Source organism: Bowmanella dokdonensis (assembly GCF_017254865.1).
In the GTDB taxonomy this organism is placed as follows: Bacteria; Pseudomonadota; Gammaproteobacteria; order Enterobacterales; family Alteromonadaceae; genus Bowmanella; species Bowmanella dokdonensis.
Genome location: NZ_JAFKCV010000001.1, coordinates 617,310 through 632,210 on the forward strand (window position 1 = coordinate 617,310; position 14,901 = coordinate 632,210).

At 54.1% G+C, this 14,901-nt stretch carries 16 protein-coding genes; 8 read left to right on the forward strand and 8 right to left on the reverse strand.

Annotated features, from left to right (window positions below; translation table 11 throughout):
• The first annotated feature begins 162 nt into the window (after positions 1 to 162).
• The 4 genes from J0A66_RS02840 to J0A66_RS02855 all read left to right on the forward strand — a co-directional run bounded on the left by J0A66_RS02840 (position 163) and on the right by J0A66_RS02855 (position 4,307).
• Positions 163 to 681: an O-acetyl-ADP-ribose deacetylase gene (locus tag J0A66_RS02840; RefSeq protein ID WP_206572243.1), complete on the forward strand. Its 519-nt coding sequence runs from the start codon at positions 163 to 165 to the stop codon at positions 679 to 681.
• Between the two features lie 168 nt (positions 682 to 849).
• Positions 850 to 1,626 (forward strand): peroxide stress protein YaaA, encoded by a 777-nt coding sequence (gene yaaA, locus J0A66_RS02845; protein ID WP_206572244.1) that lies wholly within the window; start codon positions 850 to 852, stop codon positions 1,624 to 1,626.
• An 8-nt stretch (positions 1,627 to 1,634) separates the two neighbouring features.
• Positions 1,635 to 3,425 (forward strand): tetratricopeptide repeat-containing sulfotransferase family protein, encoded by a 1,791-nt coding sequence (locus J0A66_RS02850; RefSeq protein ID WP_206572245.1) that lies wholly within the window; start codon positions 1,635 to 1,637, stop codon positions 3,423 to 3,425.
• A gap of 144 nt (positions 3,426 to 3,569) precedes the next feature.
• Positions 3,570 to 4,307: a MipA/OmpV family protein gene (locus tag J0A66_RS02855; RefSeq protein WP_206572246.1), complete on the forward strand. Its 738-nt coding sequence runs from the start codon at positions 3,570 to 3,572 to the stop codon at positions 4,305 to 4,307.
• On the opposite strand, the gene J0A66_RS02860 is transcribed toward J0A66_RS02855, so the two are convergent.
• The 5 genes from J0A66_RS02860 to J0A66_RS02880 all read right to left on the reverse strand — a co-directional run bounded on the left by J0A66_RS02860 (position 4,295) and on the right by J0A66_RS02880 (position 9,807).
• The gene (locus J0A66_RS02860) at positions 4,295 to 6,982 is read right to left on the reverse strand and encodes an ATP-binding protein (RefSeq protein WP_206572247.1); all 2,688 of its coding nucleotides are present in this window, start codon (positions 6,980 to 6,982) and stop codon (positions 4,295 to 4,297) included. The two genes, J0A66_RS02855 and J0A66_RS02860, sit on opposite strands and share 13 nt — an antisense overlap.
• Positions 6,983 to 7,018: 36 nt before the next feature.
• Positions 7,019 to 7,444, reverse strand: coding sequence for a DUF4426 domain-containing protein (locus J0A66_RS02865; RefSeq protein ID WP_206572248.1), 426 nt, complete (start codon positions 7,442 to 7,444; stop codon positions 7,019 to 7,021).
• A 116-nt stretch (positions 7,445 to 7,560) separates the two neighbouring features.
• Positions 7,561 to 8,103: a YggT family protein gene (locus tag J0A66_RS02870; protein ID WP_206572249.1), complete on the reverse strand. Its 543-nt coding sequence runs from the start codon at positions 8,101 to 8,103 to the stop codon at positions 7,561 to 7,563.
• A 30-nt stretch (positions 8,104 to 8,133) separates the two neighbouring features.
• Positions 8,134 to 8,952: a pyrroline-5-carboxylate reductase gene (gene proC, locus J0A66_RS02875; RefSeq protein WP_206572250.1), complete on the reverse strand. Its 819-nt coding sequence runs from the start codon at positions 8,950 to 8,952 to the stop codon at positions 8,134 to 8,136.
• Between the two features lie 150 nt (positions 8,953 to 9,102).
• Positions 9,103 to 9,807, reverse strand: a complete 705-nt coding sequence (locus J0A66_RS02880; protein WP_206572251.1) for a YggS family pyridoxal phosphate-dependent enzyme — start codon at positions 9,805 to 9,807, stop codon at positions 9,103 to 9,105.
• A gap of 116 nt (positions 9,808 to 9,923) precedes the next feature.
• On the opposite strand from J0A66_RS02880, the gene J0A66_RS02885 reads away from it, so the two are divergent.
• The 4 genes from J0A66_RS02885 (at position 9,924) to J0A66_RS02900 (ending at position 12,960) form a co-directional block, all read left to right on the forward strand.
• Positions 9,924 to 10,961 (forward strand): PilT/PilU family type 4a pilus ATPase, encoded by a 1,038-nt coding sequence (locus J0A66_RS02885; RefSeq protein WP_206572252.1) that lies wholly within the window; start codon positions 9,924 to 9,926, stop codon positions 10,959 to 10,961.
• Positions 10,962 to 10,970: 9 nt separating this feature from the next.
• Entirely contained in the window at positions 10,971 to 12,086 is a 1,116-nt protein-coding gene (locus J0A66_RS02890; RefSeq protein ID WP_206572253.1) for a PilT/PilU family type 4a pilus ATPase, read from the forward strand.
• Positions 12,087 to 12,091: 5 nt separating this feature from the next.
• Positions 12,092 to 12,406 (forward strand): putative signal transducing protein, encoded by a 315-nt coding sequence (locus tag J0A66_RS02895; protein WP_241263953.1) that lies wholly within the window; start codon positions 12,092 to 12,094, stop codon positions 12,404 to 12,406.
• 74 nt (positions 12,407 to 12,480) lie between these two features.
• Positions 12,481 to 12,960, forward strand: coding sequence for an aminoacyl-tRNA deacylase (locus J0A66_RS02900; protein ID WP_241263954.1), 480 nt, complete (start codon positions 12,481 to 12,483; stop codon positions 12,958 to 12,960).
• Between the two features lie 60 nt (positions 12,961 to 13,020).
• On the opposite strand, the gene J0A66_RS02905 is transcribed toward J0A66_RS02900, so the two are convergent.
• The 3 genes from J0A66_RS02905 to J0A66_RS02915 all read right to left on the reverse strand — a co-directional run bounded on the left by J0A66_RS02905 (position 13,021) and on the right by J0A66_RS02915 (position 14,872).
• Positions 13,021 to 13,731, reverse strand: a complete 711-nt coding sequence (locus J0A66_RS02905) for a transporter substrate-binding domain-containing protein (RefSeq protein ID WP_206572254.1) — start codon at positions 13,729 to 13,731, stop codon at positions 13,021 to 13,023.
• Between the two features lie 76 nt (positions 13,732 to 13,807).
• Positions 13,808 to 14,233, reverse strand: coding sequence for a Holliday junction resolvase RuvX (gene ruvX, locus J0A66_RS02910; RefSeq protein WP_206572255.1), 426 nt, complete (start codon positions 14,231 to 14,233; stop codon positions 13,808 to 13,810).
• A gap of 81 nt (positions 14,234 to 14,314) precedes the next feature.
• The gene (locus J0A66_RS02915; RefSeq protein ID WP_206572256.1) at positions 14,315 to 14,872 is read right to left on the reverse strand and encodes a YqgE/AlgH family protein; all 558 of its coding nucleotides are present in this window, start codon (positions 14,870 to 14,872) and stop codon (positions 14,315 to 14,317) included.
• Positions 14,873 to 14,901 lie beyond the last annotated feature (29 nt).

Here is a 14,901-nt window from a genome sequence, read left to right on the forward strand (position 1 = left end):
CCTCTATGACGAATTGTCTCTGGCATATTGTGTTTTGTTGTAAGACAAAAGCTGGCCATGGGTTGTTCACTCACGGCCGTTGGTGTTGTGCAATCCATTGTCGGATGGAATTGATATGATATCCGTAGCAGAAGTTTAACCCGAAGCAGGAGTCAGGCCCAGATGAACGCCAAAATAACCGTATTAAAAGGCGATATCACCGAGTTGGCGGTGGACGCTATTGTCAATGCCGCCAATCAGAGCCTGCAGGGCGGCGGCGGGGTGGATGGAGCCATCCATCGGGCCGCCGGTCCAAAACTGCTGGCATATTGCCGCAAGCTGGGCGGATGCGACATAGGTCAGGCTAAGCTTACACCGGGCTTCAATCTGCCCTCGGCCCATGTCATCCATACTGTGGGCCCTGTCTGGCAGGGCGGCAGCCACAAGGAAGCCGATTTGCTGGCCGACTGCTACCGCCACAGCCTGGCTCTGGCGGCTGCGCATGATCTTAAATCCATTGCCTTTCCGGCCATCAGTTGTGGTGCCTATGGCTACCCTCTGCAGGAGGCTTGCCAAATAGCCGTACAGACGGTCACCACAGAAATCGGTAAATATCCTGATATCCGCAAGGTGATTTTCTGTGCATTCGACGATAAAACCCAGCAGGCATTGCTGGATGCCCTGGATAATCCCCTGCATTAAGGGAATAAAAAACCATGGAATCTGTAACTACGGACCGCTGTCACGGCGGGGCTTCTTGCCTTGGCGATGGACCGTTGTCACTAGTCCGGTGAACAGCATTGGTCTAAGTCATTTGAGCCTGCCCGGTGCAGTGGCTATAGTAGCGGCTTTTATCAGCCAGGAGGTTTTATGCTGATCGTGCTTTCGCCCGCCAAGAATCTGGATTATGACAACCCTCCGCCTCTTTCTGAGTTCACTCAGCCCGACCTGTTGGACCAAGCCCAACAACTGATTAAGGTGTGCCGGGATCTGTCACCTGCCCAGGTCGGCAGCCTGATGCATATCAGTGACAAACTGGCACATCTGAATGTGGAGCGATATCACAATTGGTCGCAACCCTTTAACCGGGAGAACGCCAAACAGGCGGTGTTGGCCTTTAATGGAGACGTTTATGCGGGATTGCAGGCGAGCAGCCTGTCCAGCCAGGATCTGCACTATGCCCAGTCTCATCTGAGGATCCTGTCCGGCCTGTATGGTTTGCTCCGACCCCTGGACCTGGTGCAGCCCTACAGATTGGAAATGGGCACCAAACTGGTTAATCCGCAAGGCAGGGATCTGTATGAATTCTGGGGTGAGCTGATTACAGACAAATTGAATCAGGCGATGGCGGAGCAGGGTGACAACATATTGATCAATCTGGCGTCCAATGAATACTTCAAATCGGTAAAACCTGACAAACTGGATGGGACCATCATCACCCCTGTATTCAAGGACTGCAAGAAAGGTCAGTACAAGGTAATCAGTTTCTTTGCCAAAAAGGCGCGCGGTATGATGGCCAGATACATTATCGAAAACCGGCTCAGCGAAGTGCGGGACCTGCAGTCTTTCAGCGCGGCGGGCTACGTCTATAGCCAGGAGCAGTCCACGGCAGCCCAGCCGGTATTCTTACGCGAAGAACAACAATAGGAAAGGTGATGGAATCCCAGGCACTGGAACAGATCAAACAGGCGTTTTCCCAGGGCAATCTGATTGAGGTGGAGAAAATGGCTTTACAGGGGCTGCAGACAGAGCCCGATCAACCTTTGCTGAACAAGATGCTCGGCATCTGTCTGTTCCAGCGTGGCCAGTTCTCTGATGCGGCTAAACGATTCAGCCATGCCCTGAGTCTTGAACCCGAAGATGGCAACTGCCTGAATAATCTGGGCAGTTGTTACCTGTTTCAGAACCAACACCGGGAAGCGGCCGACTACTTCCAGCGGGCGTTGGCCACCGGCAAGAACCCGGAGTGGCACAGGAATCTGGGCACCTGTTATTACGAACTGGGTCTATTCAACCGTGCGGCGGAACAGTACCAACAGGCCATTGATTCTGGTCTGCTCAGCGATATGATGCTGGTGCGCCAGGTAGACACCCTCAAGCAGGCGAGCCGTTTCAGGGAAGCCCTGGCCCTGTGCGACCGTATTGTCGATGTGCCGCAGCGCCTGGTTGAACAAGCCGCCATCTACGTTGAGACCAATCGCCCGGAGCTGGCCAGGGACTGCCTGGCCGTCGCACAAACCGGGGCGCCATTTAATCCGCAGCAACAACAGCGCCTGCACAACATCTATCGTTTTCTGGGGGACAGGCAAAACGAACAGAAAGTGGTGGAAAGCTTTGCTGGGGGAAATCTGGAACAGCAGATGCTTGCGCGGGTAATGAAGACTGACCTGTCCGACGAAGAATTGGCGGCGCTGACCCGGGACCCCAGACTGGAATCGCTGTCCTCCCAAGTGCAGGCCACTTTTACCTACATACTGGCTGGCCATTATAAAAAGCGTGACAAGCATCGTTGGCTGGTATTGCTTAAACAGGCCAACAGGCTGCAGTGCCCGCCTGAACAGGTCCAAATCGGCAAAGAATTAAAAGCCTTTGAGACCATCAGGCAGTCTTACCCACAGTATGCCGGAGTAGCGATTGATCAGCCCAGCGACAAGCCCATCTTTATTGTGGGGATGCCCCGCTCCGGGACGACGCTGGTTGAGTCAATCCTGGGTAATCATCAACAGGTCTTCGCAGCCGGTGAAACCACCCTGGTCCAGAGTCTGCTGGCAGAGATTAATCCAGGTCTGCCCGATGATTTGCATCCCCATTTTCTGCGGATCGATTACCTCAACCGTCCCGGCGGGCTGAACAAACAGCAACTGCAGCAATTCAGCCAGGACTACCTGCAGTATCTGAGCGATTATGCCCCCGGGGACAGGCATATTACCGATAAGATGCCACACAATTTCATGCATCTTGGTGTACTGACCAAGGCATTCCCTGAGGCCACCATCATCCATTGTGTCAGGGATCCCATAGCCAACTGCCTGTCCATCTTCGAACAGAATTTCAGTCCTTTCCACCGCTATGGCAACAGCCTGGAAACCCTGGCCGGTTATTATCAGGGCTACCTGGACTTGATGACGTTCTGGCAACAGGAACTGGGTGAAGACAGAATATTGGAAGTGAGGTACGAGGATCTGGTCAGGGACAGTGCCGCGCAGATACAGCGCATCCTGGCGCGTATCGGACTGCCCTGGCAGGAGGATCTGCTTGACCTGGCCGGATCAGACCGCACTGTGACCACCTCCAGTCTTGAGCAAGTGCGCCAGGATATCTACCAGGATTCCCTGAAACCTTACCAGGGTCTGGAAACTGAGCTCGCTCCTCTGTTAAAACTTGCCCCCAAAGCCAGGTCCGCTGAGCCAGGGAAAAGCTGGTTCAAACGATGGTTTGGGGGTTAATCCTGTTGGTCAGCTTCAAGGTAATGATCTAAAAGGGCGACACATTCAGTAATCTCTCCACACAATTGTTCCACAAAGTTTAACAGTGGACCGTTTTGGTCCCCATTAGCATAGCGTTGGTCGAACAAACTAATGGAGAGAGAAATGAAACGCAGCTTGTTGGCAACGGTTCTGGCGCTGACGATGAGTGGTCAGGCGACCGCTGAAGGTACCTGGGGCCTTGGATTGGGGATGATCAGCGCCAAGTCCCCTTACCTGGGAGAAGCGGATGATTTTCTGCTGCTCCCCCTGATCAGTTATGAGTCCGAAGACTTTCGCTTCACCGGGGTCTCTTTCAACTATGATCTGTATGAAACTGACAGCATCCAACTGAGCACTTTTCTGCGCCCGGGCTTCGACTTTTTCGATGCCGATGACGCAGACACCCCGGCCATGCGTACCTTGAACGACAGAAAGTTCAGTGCCTTACTTGGCCTTGAAATAAAGGCCGACCTGGATTTTGCCACCGCAGTGCTGTCCGCCGGTCATGACATTACCGGCAATGCCAGGGGCTGGCAACTGGAGTTGGCGTTACAACGCCGCTATCAGCTCAGCCCGCAGCTATTTATCAGCCCTGAGCTGGGGGTCACTTTCGCTGACAGCGATACAGTGGATTACTACTACGGCGTGGATAGCGGCGAGAGCAGCCAGTTTGCGCCTTATCAGGCCGACAGTGCCCTGAATCCCTATGCTTCGGTGACCCTCATGTATCAGATAGATAAACGCTGGCAGGCATTTACTTCGCTGAAATGGTCCGAATATGACAATACGATTACTGACTCGCCCATCGTCGATGCAGATCGCGATCTGCAATGGGTGGCGGCCGTCAGTTATGAGTTCTGATCGGCGGCTGTGGACGGAGACAGGTATTTTTCCAGGCAGTCAAACAGCTCGTCCCGGCGGATAGGTTTGGTCAGATAATCATTCATACCCGCCTGTTCAGCCTTTTCCCTGTCCTGGGGCAGGGCGTTGGCAGACAGGCCACAGATGGTCAGTTTGTCAAAGCCCTGTTCCCTGAGTTCCCGTGTGGCCCGGTAGCCATCCAGCTCAGGCATCTGGATGTCCATCAACACCAGATCATAATGAGGACTGTTGTTTATTTTGTTGACCGCCTGCCGGCCATCTTCTGCCAAATCGTAAGTCAGCCCCATGCTCTTCAACATTTCCCCCACTACCAGTTGATTGATGGGATTATCCTCCACCAACAGCAAGTGCCCGCTTAACTTTGGCAGGCCGGAAGCGTTTTTAACGGGGCCTTTGCGCTTGTCTTTGTTGAGAAGCCCTGTGATAAACCTTCCAAACTGGCTTGGGGTAAAAGGATGGGAGAGGCAGGAAAAACCGGACGTCTCCCGGATGAAATCCGGCAGGGGGTGTGGTTGGGTCGCCGTCACTATCCCTATCCTGACTCCCTTGTCGGCCAATGTTTCCAGATGGGGAGCGAGGATACTGAACTGCTCTTTACTGCCGATATCCACCAACAGACAGTCCTGTCTTTCCATCAGCAGTCTCAGGCTGTCCAGATCCGCATAGGGAAAATGCTGGTAGTCTCCGGCCAGCGCCTGCAGGTAGCGGTAGTCCACATAACCGGTCTGCCCCTTGTTGAGATAGGCCAGCCTGCCAGGCAGGGGATAGGAGGGGATCAGCGGTCCGGGGGCCCCGCCTGCTTGCAGTGGTAATCGCACACGGAAACAGCTCCCCTGTCCCAGCTCGGACTGCACCTGGATGTCGCCCTCCATCATCTCGCACAAGTGCCTGACAATAGACAATCCAAGGCCGGTACCGCCAAAGCGCCGACTGGTGGACCCATCTGCCTGGGTAAAGGCAGTAAAAATTTCACCTCGCTGGCTTTCGCTGATACCAATGCCTGTGTCCTGAACTTCCAGTATCAGGTTCAGCCCATTCTCCTCCGTCGGTTCATGCATCAGACGCAGGTTGACCTGACCGGTCTCGGTGAACTTGATCGCATTGCTGGTCAGATTGAGCATTATCTGGGTTAACCGCAATGGATCGCCGATCAGGGTGTCGGGCAAATCTGGCGAAGCATAACAAAAAATATTCAGATTCTTTTCCCTCGCACGCATACCGGCATTGGACAGCACGTTTTCGAGCAGGGACTCGGTGGGAAAAGCAATCTGTTCAATCTTCAGTTTGCCGGCTTCAATCTTGGAAAAATCCAGGATGTCATTGATCAGGCTCATCAGGATAGTGGAAGACTGGGCGACCTTTTGCAGGTATTCCCGTTGTTTGTTGGTAACGCGGGTCTGCAGGCATAATTCCACCAGCCCGATGATGCCGTTCATGGGGGTGCGGATCTCATGGCTCATATTGGCCAGAAAAACACTCTTGGATAAGGTCGCCGCTTCGGCGCGCTGTTTCTCGTCTGCCAACTCCTGGTTGAGTTTTTCCTGTTGTTCAATCAATTGCTGCGCCTGTGCGAGCAGATGTTTGGTCTGCTCATTCCTGGCCCGGAAGACATCGGCCGCCCGGGCCAGCATGCCGATTTCATCCTTGCGCCTGAGTTGTGGAATATGATCCACTGCTTCGTCCCGGGCCAGCGCCCTGAATACACGGGTCAGGTGGTTGACCGGATGGGTAATGCGTCTGGAAAAATATAAAGCGGTCAGGACGGCGATCAGTATGCCGCCGAGTGAAAACAGGTCGCTCTGCCATTGATTATGTCTGACCTCGGCCAGTACCTCGTCGCCCATACTGGTCAGCCTGGTGGTCAGCATGTTGTTCAGATCCCTGACCAGGTACAGGAATTCATTGGCCGAGCCGGCCATGGTCACATTGACCAGGAAATCATAGTTACGGGTGAGTCGGGTCAGGTGTTCAAACTGCGCCAGCAGGCTGTTCAGCAACACCAGCAGTTTGTCGCGGGGCTCGGACTCCGGCAGGGTCCGAAGTCCCTGGATACCCTTGAGCAATCCGTTGTTGAAGCCTGATACATCGGTGAAGTCAGGAGTGAGCAGATAATTCAGATAGGCCATCTCGGCCTTGTCTGTCTGTTCTTTGGCGCGCCTGAGAATTACCTGTTGAGGTCCATCCAGCCGGGTTTGCAACTCAACCAGCAGCTCCCTGACGGTGACAAATTCCTCTTTGAGCTGTTTTTCCAACAGATCATCACGCTGGTGTCTGTCCCGCCTGACTTCGGCGAAACTCTTTGCATATTGCAGCAGATATTCTTCCAGCCGGAGTGGATACTGCCGGTAGTCTTCCGGCAGGTCCATCAAGGCCAGCTTTTGCAGATTTTCTTTCAGGCGGGCCAGCACCGCCTCGAAGCGGAACGCATTGGCATCAGTAGGTTTCTCCTTAAAGATCAACAGATTCCGCTGAAGATCCAGAATATCCCGCTGCAGCTCACGGACCAGACTTAAATCGGTTACGGACTGCTTGGCATTGTCGAGCGTGTCGATAAAGGAGCTCTGGATATTGAAAGACAAAAGACTCTTGGCCAGGAACAGGGTGATGAGCAGGCCAAGAGCCAGCATAAACTGTGAACGAATGGTCTTCAGCACGTCATACCCATATCAGCCATTGGTTAGTATTGGGCGTTAATCGGCGTAGAATTTTTGCCTGAAGCTCAGCACCTCTTGCTGGTTGCCGTCGCTCAGCTCGATAATGAAGTTATATTGTTCCTGATCACGAAAAGGTAGGACGGCAATGTAGTAGATTGCCTCACCTTCAATGATTTCCTTGAAATTCAACTTCTTGGTAGTGCCAAGCAGATTTTTTGCGACTCCCTCCACAACCAGATTCTGCGGCTTTTTGCTCTGGGCATCCAGCACGGAAATGTTGATCAGGGCATTGTACTTGCTGCGCTGGATACCGTAGGTTCTGGCCACCTCCGGTGTCAGAAAACTGCTGGTCAGCGCCATATAGTGGACGTCCCAGTCACCCAGTTTGACCATCTGTTCAGCCTGTGCCACCGAGGGCATCCACAGCCAAGCCAGCAAGGGTAAAAATTTCAGTAATTTCATAAGGTTTCCTAAAACTAGACCGGGTCAGACAAGTATAGCGCCTGAGCGGAAAAGAAGGAGAGCGGATATTAACTGGCAGGCAGCCGCTGGCAATCGGGCAGGCACTTCGGCCCGCCCTAGAGATAGCCGAGCATATCCTGAAACAGAATTTGCAGGAACTGCAGTGCGATGATGGCCACCAAAACGGACAGATCCAGGCCCCCCAGCGGAGGGATGATACGGCGGATGGGCGCCAGCATGGGCTCGGTCAACTGGTGGAGCACCAGTTCAATGGGATTTCTGCCCTGGCTCACCCAGCTCAGAATGGCTCGAATGATCAGGACCCAGAACATGAGGGAAAAGGTCTCCTTGATCACAATCAGGCTGGCAGTTATCAACAGGTTAAGCGGATTCAGGCCTACCGTGCCGGTCATCATGGTCAAAACAAACACCTTGGCCATGGCTACCAGCAATGCCAGCACCAGGGTGGCAGTATCCAATCTGCCCACCGACGGCAGCAGGCGCCGCATAGGACCGACCAGCGGATGGGTGGCTTTGACCACAAACTGGCTGAACGGATTGTAGAAATCGGCTCTGGCCAGTTGCAGCCAGAGCCGGAGAATCACTACCATCAGATAAAGGTCGAACAGAACGCTGACCAGAAAATTCACTGAATTCATACCTTTGTGGCTCCTTCGCCGTAAACGCTGTTAAAACTCATTACTCATCTGGGCCGCTCTTTGCACCGCCGCCTGCATGGCTCCGGAGACCAGTTCTCGCAGTCCGTTCTGTTCAAAGTGGTTGACTGCGGCATAGGTGGTCCCCCCTTTGGAAGTAACCTGGGCACGCAGCTCAGCCAATTCAAGGTTGGGATTGTGACAAACCATTTCTGCCGCCCCCAGCATGGCCTGCTGAACGAGCAAACGGGAAGTCTGGCGATCGAAGCCCAGACGCATGGCTTCCTCCTGCATGGCTTCCAGAAACAGGAAGAAATAAGCCGGACTGCTGCCGGCGGCAGCTATAACGCCATCGATCATGGACTCTTTCTCTACCCAGGCCACTTCACCCACCTGCTCCAGCAGAGCGGCAGCAAAGCGGCGATCATCCTCCTTCACCTGACTGTCCGCATACAGGCCGGTCATGCCTTTGCCCAGTGCACTTGGCGTATTGGGCATAGTGCGCACCACCGGATAGTCACCGCCCAGCATCTGCTGCAATCTGGCCGACTGGATACCGGCGGCAATGGAAACAAACAGCCTGCCGGACAATTCAGCCTGTTGCAGATCCTGGCAGACTTCCTCCATCAGTTGGGGTTTCACGGCCAGTACCACGACTTCGGACTGATTGACCGCCTGGTGGTTGTCCTGGGTAATCTGGATACCGAAATCGGTGTGCAGGGCTTCCAATTTGGGCCGGGAGGGATTGCTGGCGGTAACCAGCGTCGCCGGATAACCACTTTTAACCATGCCACTGATAATGCTGCGGCTCATGTTGCCCGCACCGATAAAGGCGATTTTTCTATGTTGCATTTGCTTTCCTGTTTTTGCCACTCCTGAAACTCCCAGGACACCGCATAGAGAAACTGCAGATGCGACAGAATATGCCGGGGAGATAACCTGCCTGCTGGCGGCTCTGGTCACTCAGGTTTCTGTTTGTCCTTGGGAATGGGTGGTCCAATATCAATCGTCTGCGGCTTTGTGCCGCTCGCCAAAGATGGCTGTACCCAATCTTACCATAGTCGAGCCGGCTTGAATGGCCGCCTGCATGTCACCCGACATACCCATGGACAGGGTATCTATCTGAACGTATTGCTGTTTCAGTTTGACGAAAAGACGCTGCATCTGCTCAAAAACCCGGATTTGGTCTGCTGGATCCAGGTCGGCAGCCGGTATCGCCATCAGTCCTCTGAGTGTCAGGTGAGGCAGAGCGTTAACCTCTGCGGCCAGGGCCATCAACTCCGTTTCGTCGGCCACCCCCGCCTTGGACTGTTCGGCACTGATATTGATCTGCAGCAACAGGTTCAGAGGGGGCATTGTGGCGGGACGCTGTTCACTCAGGCGCCGGGCAATCTTCAGCCTGTCCACTGACTGCACCCAGGCAAAATGTTCGGCAACCTGGCGGGTCTTGTTGGATTGCAGGGGACCGATAAAGTGCCACTCCAGATCGGTAAGATCAGACAACTGCTGAATCTTCTCCACTCCCTCCTGCACATAATTTTCACCAAACAAGCGCTGGCCGGCCTGGTAGGCGGCGCGGATATCGTCGACGGGCTTGGTTTTGCTCACTGCCAGCAATTTCACCGGCCCGGCGGATTTGCCGGCCTGCTTACACAGGTTCTGTATGCGTTGTCGGGCGCTTTGTAGGCGTTCTGCTATGTTATTCATTCAAGGCTCTGGCGATGCATCTAGGTGTTGATGAGTTATGTATCAGCATACTCAACTTGCCGACAATCTATGGTATACCAGTAAGGTTTTCAACTTGTTAACCGACGGAGCAGGCTGTGGATATCACCGAACTTTTAGCCTTTAGTGTCAAGAACAATGCCTCGGACTTGCATTTGTCCGCAGGGCTTCCCCCTATCATCCGGGTCGACGGTGAGATGCGTCGCCTGAACATTCCCGCCATGGATCACAAGCAGGTCCACGCGCTGGTCTATGAGATCATGAATGACAACCAGCGTAAAGAATACGAGGAAAACCTGGAAACGGACTTCTCCTTCGAAGTGAAAGGCCTGTCGCGGTTTCGTGTCAATGCCTTTATCCAGAACCGTGGTGCAGCGGCGGTACTGCGGACCATTCCCAGTAAGGTTCTGACCCTGGATGATCTGGGCGCACCACAGATATTCAAAGACATCATTAACCAGCCAACCGGTATTGTGCTGGTAACGGGGGCCACGGGTTCGGGTAAGAGTACCACCCTGGCCGCCATGATTGACCACATCAACAGCAACAAGCGCGAGCACATCCTGACCATTGAGGATCCCATAGAGTTCGTGCATGAAAACAAGATGAGCCTCATAAACCAGCGGGAAGTGCACCGTGACACCCACAGTTTTAACAATGCCCTGCGCAGCGCCCTGCGTGAGGATCCCGATGTGATTCTGGTAGGGGAACTGCGGGACCTGGAAACCATTCGCCTGGCCATATCGGCGGCGGAAACCGGTCATCTGGTCTTCGGTACCCTGCACACTAACTCGGCGCCCAAGACCATCGACCGTATCATCGATGTGTTTCCCGCGGAGGAAAAAGCCATGGTCCGCTCCATGCTGTCAGAATCACTGCGCGCGGTTATCTCCCAGAACCTGCTGAAAAAAGTCGGTGGTGGACGAATTGCCGCCCATGAGATCATGATTGGTATCCCGGCTATACGTAACCTGATCCGCGAAGACAAGGTACCGCAGATGTACTCTGTGATTCAGACCGGACAGGCCCATGGCATGCAGACCATGGATCAGTGTCTGCAACGTCTGGTGGCGTTGGGTCAGATCAGCGCACAGGATGCGGCGGCACGTTCAATCGACAAGCAACCTAAATACTAGGAGCGCCCCATGCAGATGCATCCTTATCTGGAGATGATGGTCGATGCCGGCGCATCCGACCTGTTTGTGACCGTGGGTTTTCCGGTCAGCGTCAAGATCAACGGCCGGATGAGCCCACTTGACGAGCACTTGCTGTCGGCAGACGATTCACTGACACTGGTACAGAGCCTGATGAGTGACAAGCAGAAGCGGGAATTCGACGAAACCAAAGAATGTAATTTTGCCGTAGCCATGGACGGAGTGGGTCGTTTCCGGGTCAGCGCGTTCTGGCAGCGGGATCTGGCCGGCATGGTTATTCGTCGCATTGTCACCCAGATCCCCAAGGTGGATGAGCTGGGTTTGCCGCCGGTTCTCAAGGACATCATCATGGCTAAACGTGGGCTGGTGCTGTTTGTCGGTGCCACCGGCACCGGTAAGTCCACCTCCCTGGCGGCCCTTATTGGCCATCGCAACCAGAATTCCCACGGACATATCCTGACCATTGAAGATCCCATCGAATTCGTCCATGAACACGCCAACTGTGTGGTCACCCAGCGGGAAGTGGGTATCGATACCAAATCTTTTGACGATGCACTGAAAAGCTCGCTGCGACAGGCGCCGGATGTGATCCTCATCGGTGAGATCCGTTCCATGGAAACCATGGAATATGCCATGTCTTTTGCCGATACAGGTCATTTATGTGTGGCCACATTGCACGCCAACAATGCCAACCAGGCCATCGAGCGTATTATGCATCTGGCACCGCCGGATCAGCATGAAAAGCTGCGTTTCGATCTGAGCCTGAATATCCGCGCTATCGTCGCCCAGCAACTGGTGCCCACCATTGACGGCAAGGGCAGGATGGCGGCTATCGAGGTATTGCTCAACTCTCCCTTTGTGCGCGATCTTATTCAGCGCAATGAGATTGGTGGATTGAAGGAGGCCATGCAAAAAGGCCGCGAGATGGGTATGCAGACCTTCGATATGGCGCTGTTCGATATGTACAAGGCCGGCAAGGTCAGCCTGGATCAGGCGTTGCACCATGCGGACTCGCCCAATGACCTGCGTCTGATGATCAAACTGGACAAGGACGAAGGGCCAGGCCTGGGCTCCCTGTCCAATGTGTCCATCGATATGGACGATTAGCTAAGTTGATCAAAGTATTTGCCAGCGAAGATCGCTTCCTGGTCTGGCAGGTCAGGCAACTGCTGGAGGACAGAAACATTCCCTGCTTTATCAAGAATGAGTTTGCCATTGGCGGGGCCGGGGATCTCAGCCCCTTTGACTGCTGGCCGGAAGTCTGGATTACAGATGATGGCTGGCTGCCCAGGGCCAAGGAGATTATTCACCGCTGGCAGAAAGAGCTCGGGGTGGGACAGGACTGGTATTGCCCCGGTTGTGGGGAAGAAAACGCCGGTAGCTTCGACCTATGCTGGCATTGCGCTCAGGAACGGGAAAATAATTAATGCACGCTGATTGGGCCTGATACGGCCGGCTCTTCTATACTTGTCCTTGGGTTTTCCCAACAAAGGTAAAGGTAATGAGTCTGTCTCGTCGTATCGCATCCTATCTGGATGAACGTGGTGTCTCCTATGAAACCCTGCCCCATCATCCGTCGCACAGTTCGCTGGGCTCGGCTATCGCTGCCCAGGTGCCCACCCGTAAACTGGCCAAGGCGGTGATGCTGGAAAACGAACAGGGACACAGATTAATGGCCGTGATCCCGGCTGACAGTAAGCTGGATCTGAGTGTGATCAACGACACTTTGGGTGGTCGCTATCATCTGATGAAGGAGCGGCAGGTGTACGATTGTTTCGATGATTGTGAACATGGGGCCGTGCCCCCGTTGGCCAGCGCCTACAATATGGACTGTATTGTTGATGACGCGCTGGTGGAACAGGCGGATGTCTATTTCGAGGGAGGGGATCATCGCAATCTGGTGCACCTGTCCCAGGAGGCGTTCAACCGCCTGATGGAAGAAACCAGACATGCCCGCATCAGCCGGCGGATATACCACTGACCCAAGTGGGGGGCTTGCCCCCACTTGTTATTTGAATGTCCTGATGTGCTTGAATTGGCGTCATTCCTGAACGTAGTTTTTCCTGAGCGTTTCCAGCTCACCCCCTTCCCTTAGCCTGTCTATAAAACTGTCCAGCCGTTGCAGTACCGGTTGCCATCTGGGGTGAAAGGCGAGCCGGATGGCATCTTCTGCCATGTAGCTGGACAGCTTCTGCAGTTTGAGCTGAGGAAATTCGCGCCCAATCAGCCAGTATGCCGTCTGGTCGTGAATGTAAGCATAATCGCAGCGGCCGTTCTCCAACATCTTCAGCAGGCTGGCTTCGCCAGTGGCATCGACTCTGAGCAGATATTGGCTGTCGAACAGGTCGGTGAGATTCGGGTACACATAATACTCCCGTGTGCAGATGGTGCTTCCTTGCATGATCTCTGTGTTGTCAGGACGCTGCAGTCTGAACAGATAGTCATTATATGGCAGGATGGGCTGGGAAAAGATCAGCCGATCCGGATGGCTGACCCAGTCAGGACTGAGAATCATGGCGCTGACTTCCCCGTTGTACAGACGTTGTTCTCCCCCTTTGCGATTATCTGCCACAAACTCCAGTTGCAGGGACTCTTCGGCGCTGAACAGCGTAAGCAGGTCTACCACAATGCCCTGGGGTTCTGCGCGCTCAGGGGTAAAAAACATGTAGGGGGGAAAGCTGGGGAGGTAAATAGCCAGTCGCAGCGGCTCTACTGCCAGAACAAAAGGGCAGAAGAAGGCTATCAACAGCACTCTTAACATCATGCGATAGGATCGGTGCAGTGGTCAGATATCCATTATTGGTGAGGGGCGGTGATTCCGCCAGCTATCAGATCTGGTTGCTCATCCAGCTTTCCAGGATCAGGCAGGCAGCCACACTGTCTACCTTTTGCTTGTCCAGCTTTTTGAAGCCGCCCAGCTCAAACAGACGGGCCCGGGCGTCAGCTGTGGTCAGACGTTCATCACAGGTGGCCACCGGCACCTTAAAGCGGGCATGCAGGCGGTTGGCGAATTTGCGCGCCCCGTGAGTCACCTGCTGTTCAGTGCCATCCATGTTCAAAGGCAATCCCACTACTACCTGCTGCGGTTGCCATTGTGCAAACAACGCCGTGACCTGATCCCAGTCAGGGATGCCGTCGACAGCCCTGAGGGCGGCCAGCGGAGCAGCTGTGCCGGTCACTTCCTGGCCGGCAGCCACGCCGATACTCTTGGTTCCGAAGTCGAAACCCAGCAGGGTACGATTTTTGTTGGTCATGATTAATCGTTAGGAGTTAAGGAATAATAACTAAGGACAGAGGCTTCACCCCTAAACCCTCTGTTGTTTTTTCACAGACCATCACGCATGACCGGCGCCCGGAGCCAGTTGCCAGATATCCACGCCGAGTTTCTGTACTGCGGCCTGCCATTTTCTGTGCACGGGCACATCGAACAACAGTTCGGTATCGGCTTCTATCAACAGCCAGGAATTCTTCTGGATCTCTTCTTCCAGTTGACCGGCGCTCCAGCCGGCATAGCCCAGGGCTACCAACGTTTTATCCGGTCCTTTGTCGTTACCCAGCACGTTCAGGATGTCCTTGGAGGTGGTGACCATAATCTCGGAGGTGAGGCTCATACTGGAGCTCCAGCCGGGCTGGCTGGTATGAAGGATAAAGCCGCGATCCGGGCTCACCGGTCCGCCGGCCAGGACGATCTGCTCGGCCTTGTCTTCGTTGACCTCAATGGTCTCATCCACCTGCATCAGCATTTCTTTCAGATGCAGGCCGGTTGGCTGATTGATGATGATGCCCATGGCCCCATGTTCATTGTGTTCACAGATATACGTCAGTGATCTGGAAAAATAGGGATCCTCCAGGCTGGGCATGGCTATCAGAAAATGATTTTCAAAGCTTTGCATGCTAGTGATCCAATCCGGTTTCGATACCC

Bases quoted from the DNA above. Each gene is read 5' to 3' on its own strand.
- J0A66_RS02850 (WP_206572245.1), top strand. From the start codon at position 1,635: ATGGAATCCCAGGCACTGGAACAGATCAAACAGGCGTTTTCCCAGGGC.
- J0A66_RS02915 (WP_206572256.1), bottom strand. From the start codon at position 14,872: ATGCAAAGCTTTGAAAATCATTTTCTGATAGCCATGCCCAGCCTGGAG.
- J0A66_RS02880 (WP_206572251.1), bottom strand. From the start codon at position 9,807: ATGAATAACATAGCAGAACGCCTACAAAGCGCCCGACAACGCATACAG.
- ruvX (WP_206572255.1), bottom strand. From the start codon at position 14,233: ATGACCAACAAAAATCGTACCCTGCTGGGTTTCGACTTCGGAACCAAG.
- J0A66_RS02840 (WP_206572243.1), top strand. From the start codon at position 163: ATGAACGCCAAAATAACCGTATTAAAAGGCGATATCACCGAGTTGGCG.
- J0A66_RS02890 (WP_206572253.1), top strand. From the start codon at position 10,971: ATGCAGATGCATCCTTATCTGGAGATGATGGTCGATGCCGGCGCATCC.
- J0A66_RS02865 (WP_206572248.1), bottom strand. From the start codon at position 7,444: ATGAAATTACTGAAATTTTTACCCTTGCTGGCTTGGCTGTGGATGCCC.
- proC (WP_206572250.1), bottom strand. From the start codon at position 8,952: ATGCAACATAGAAAAATCGCCTTTATCGGTGCGGGCAACATGAGCCGC.
- J0A66_RS02870 (WP_206572249.1), bottom strand. From the start codon at position 8,103: ATGAATTCAGTGAATTTTCTGGTCAGCGTTCTGTTCGACCTTTATCTG.
- J0A66_RS02900 (WP_241263954.1), top strand. From the start codon at position 12,481: ATGAGTCTGTCTCGTCGTATCGCATCCTATCTGGATGAACGTGGTGTC.
- yaaA (WP_206572244.1), top strand. From the start codon at position 850: ATGCTGATCGTGCTTTCGCCCGCCAAGAATCTGGATTATGACAACCCT.
- J0A66_RS02855 (WP_206572246.1), top strand. From the start codon at position 3,570: ATGAAACGCAGCTTGTTGGCAACGGTTCTGGCGCTGACGATGAGTGGT.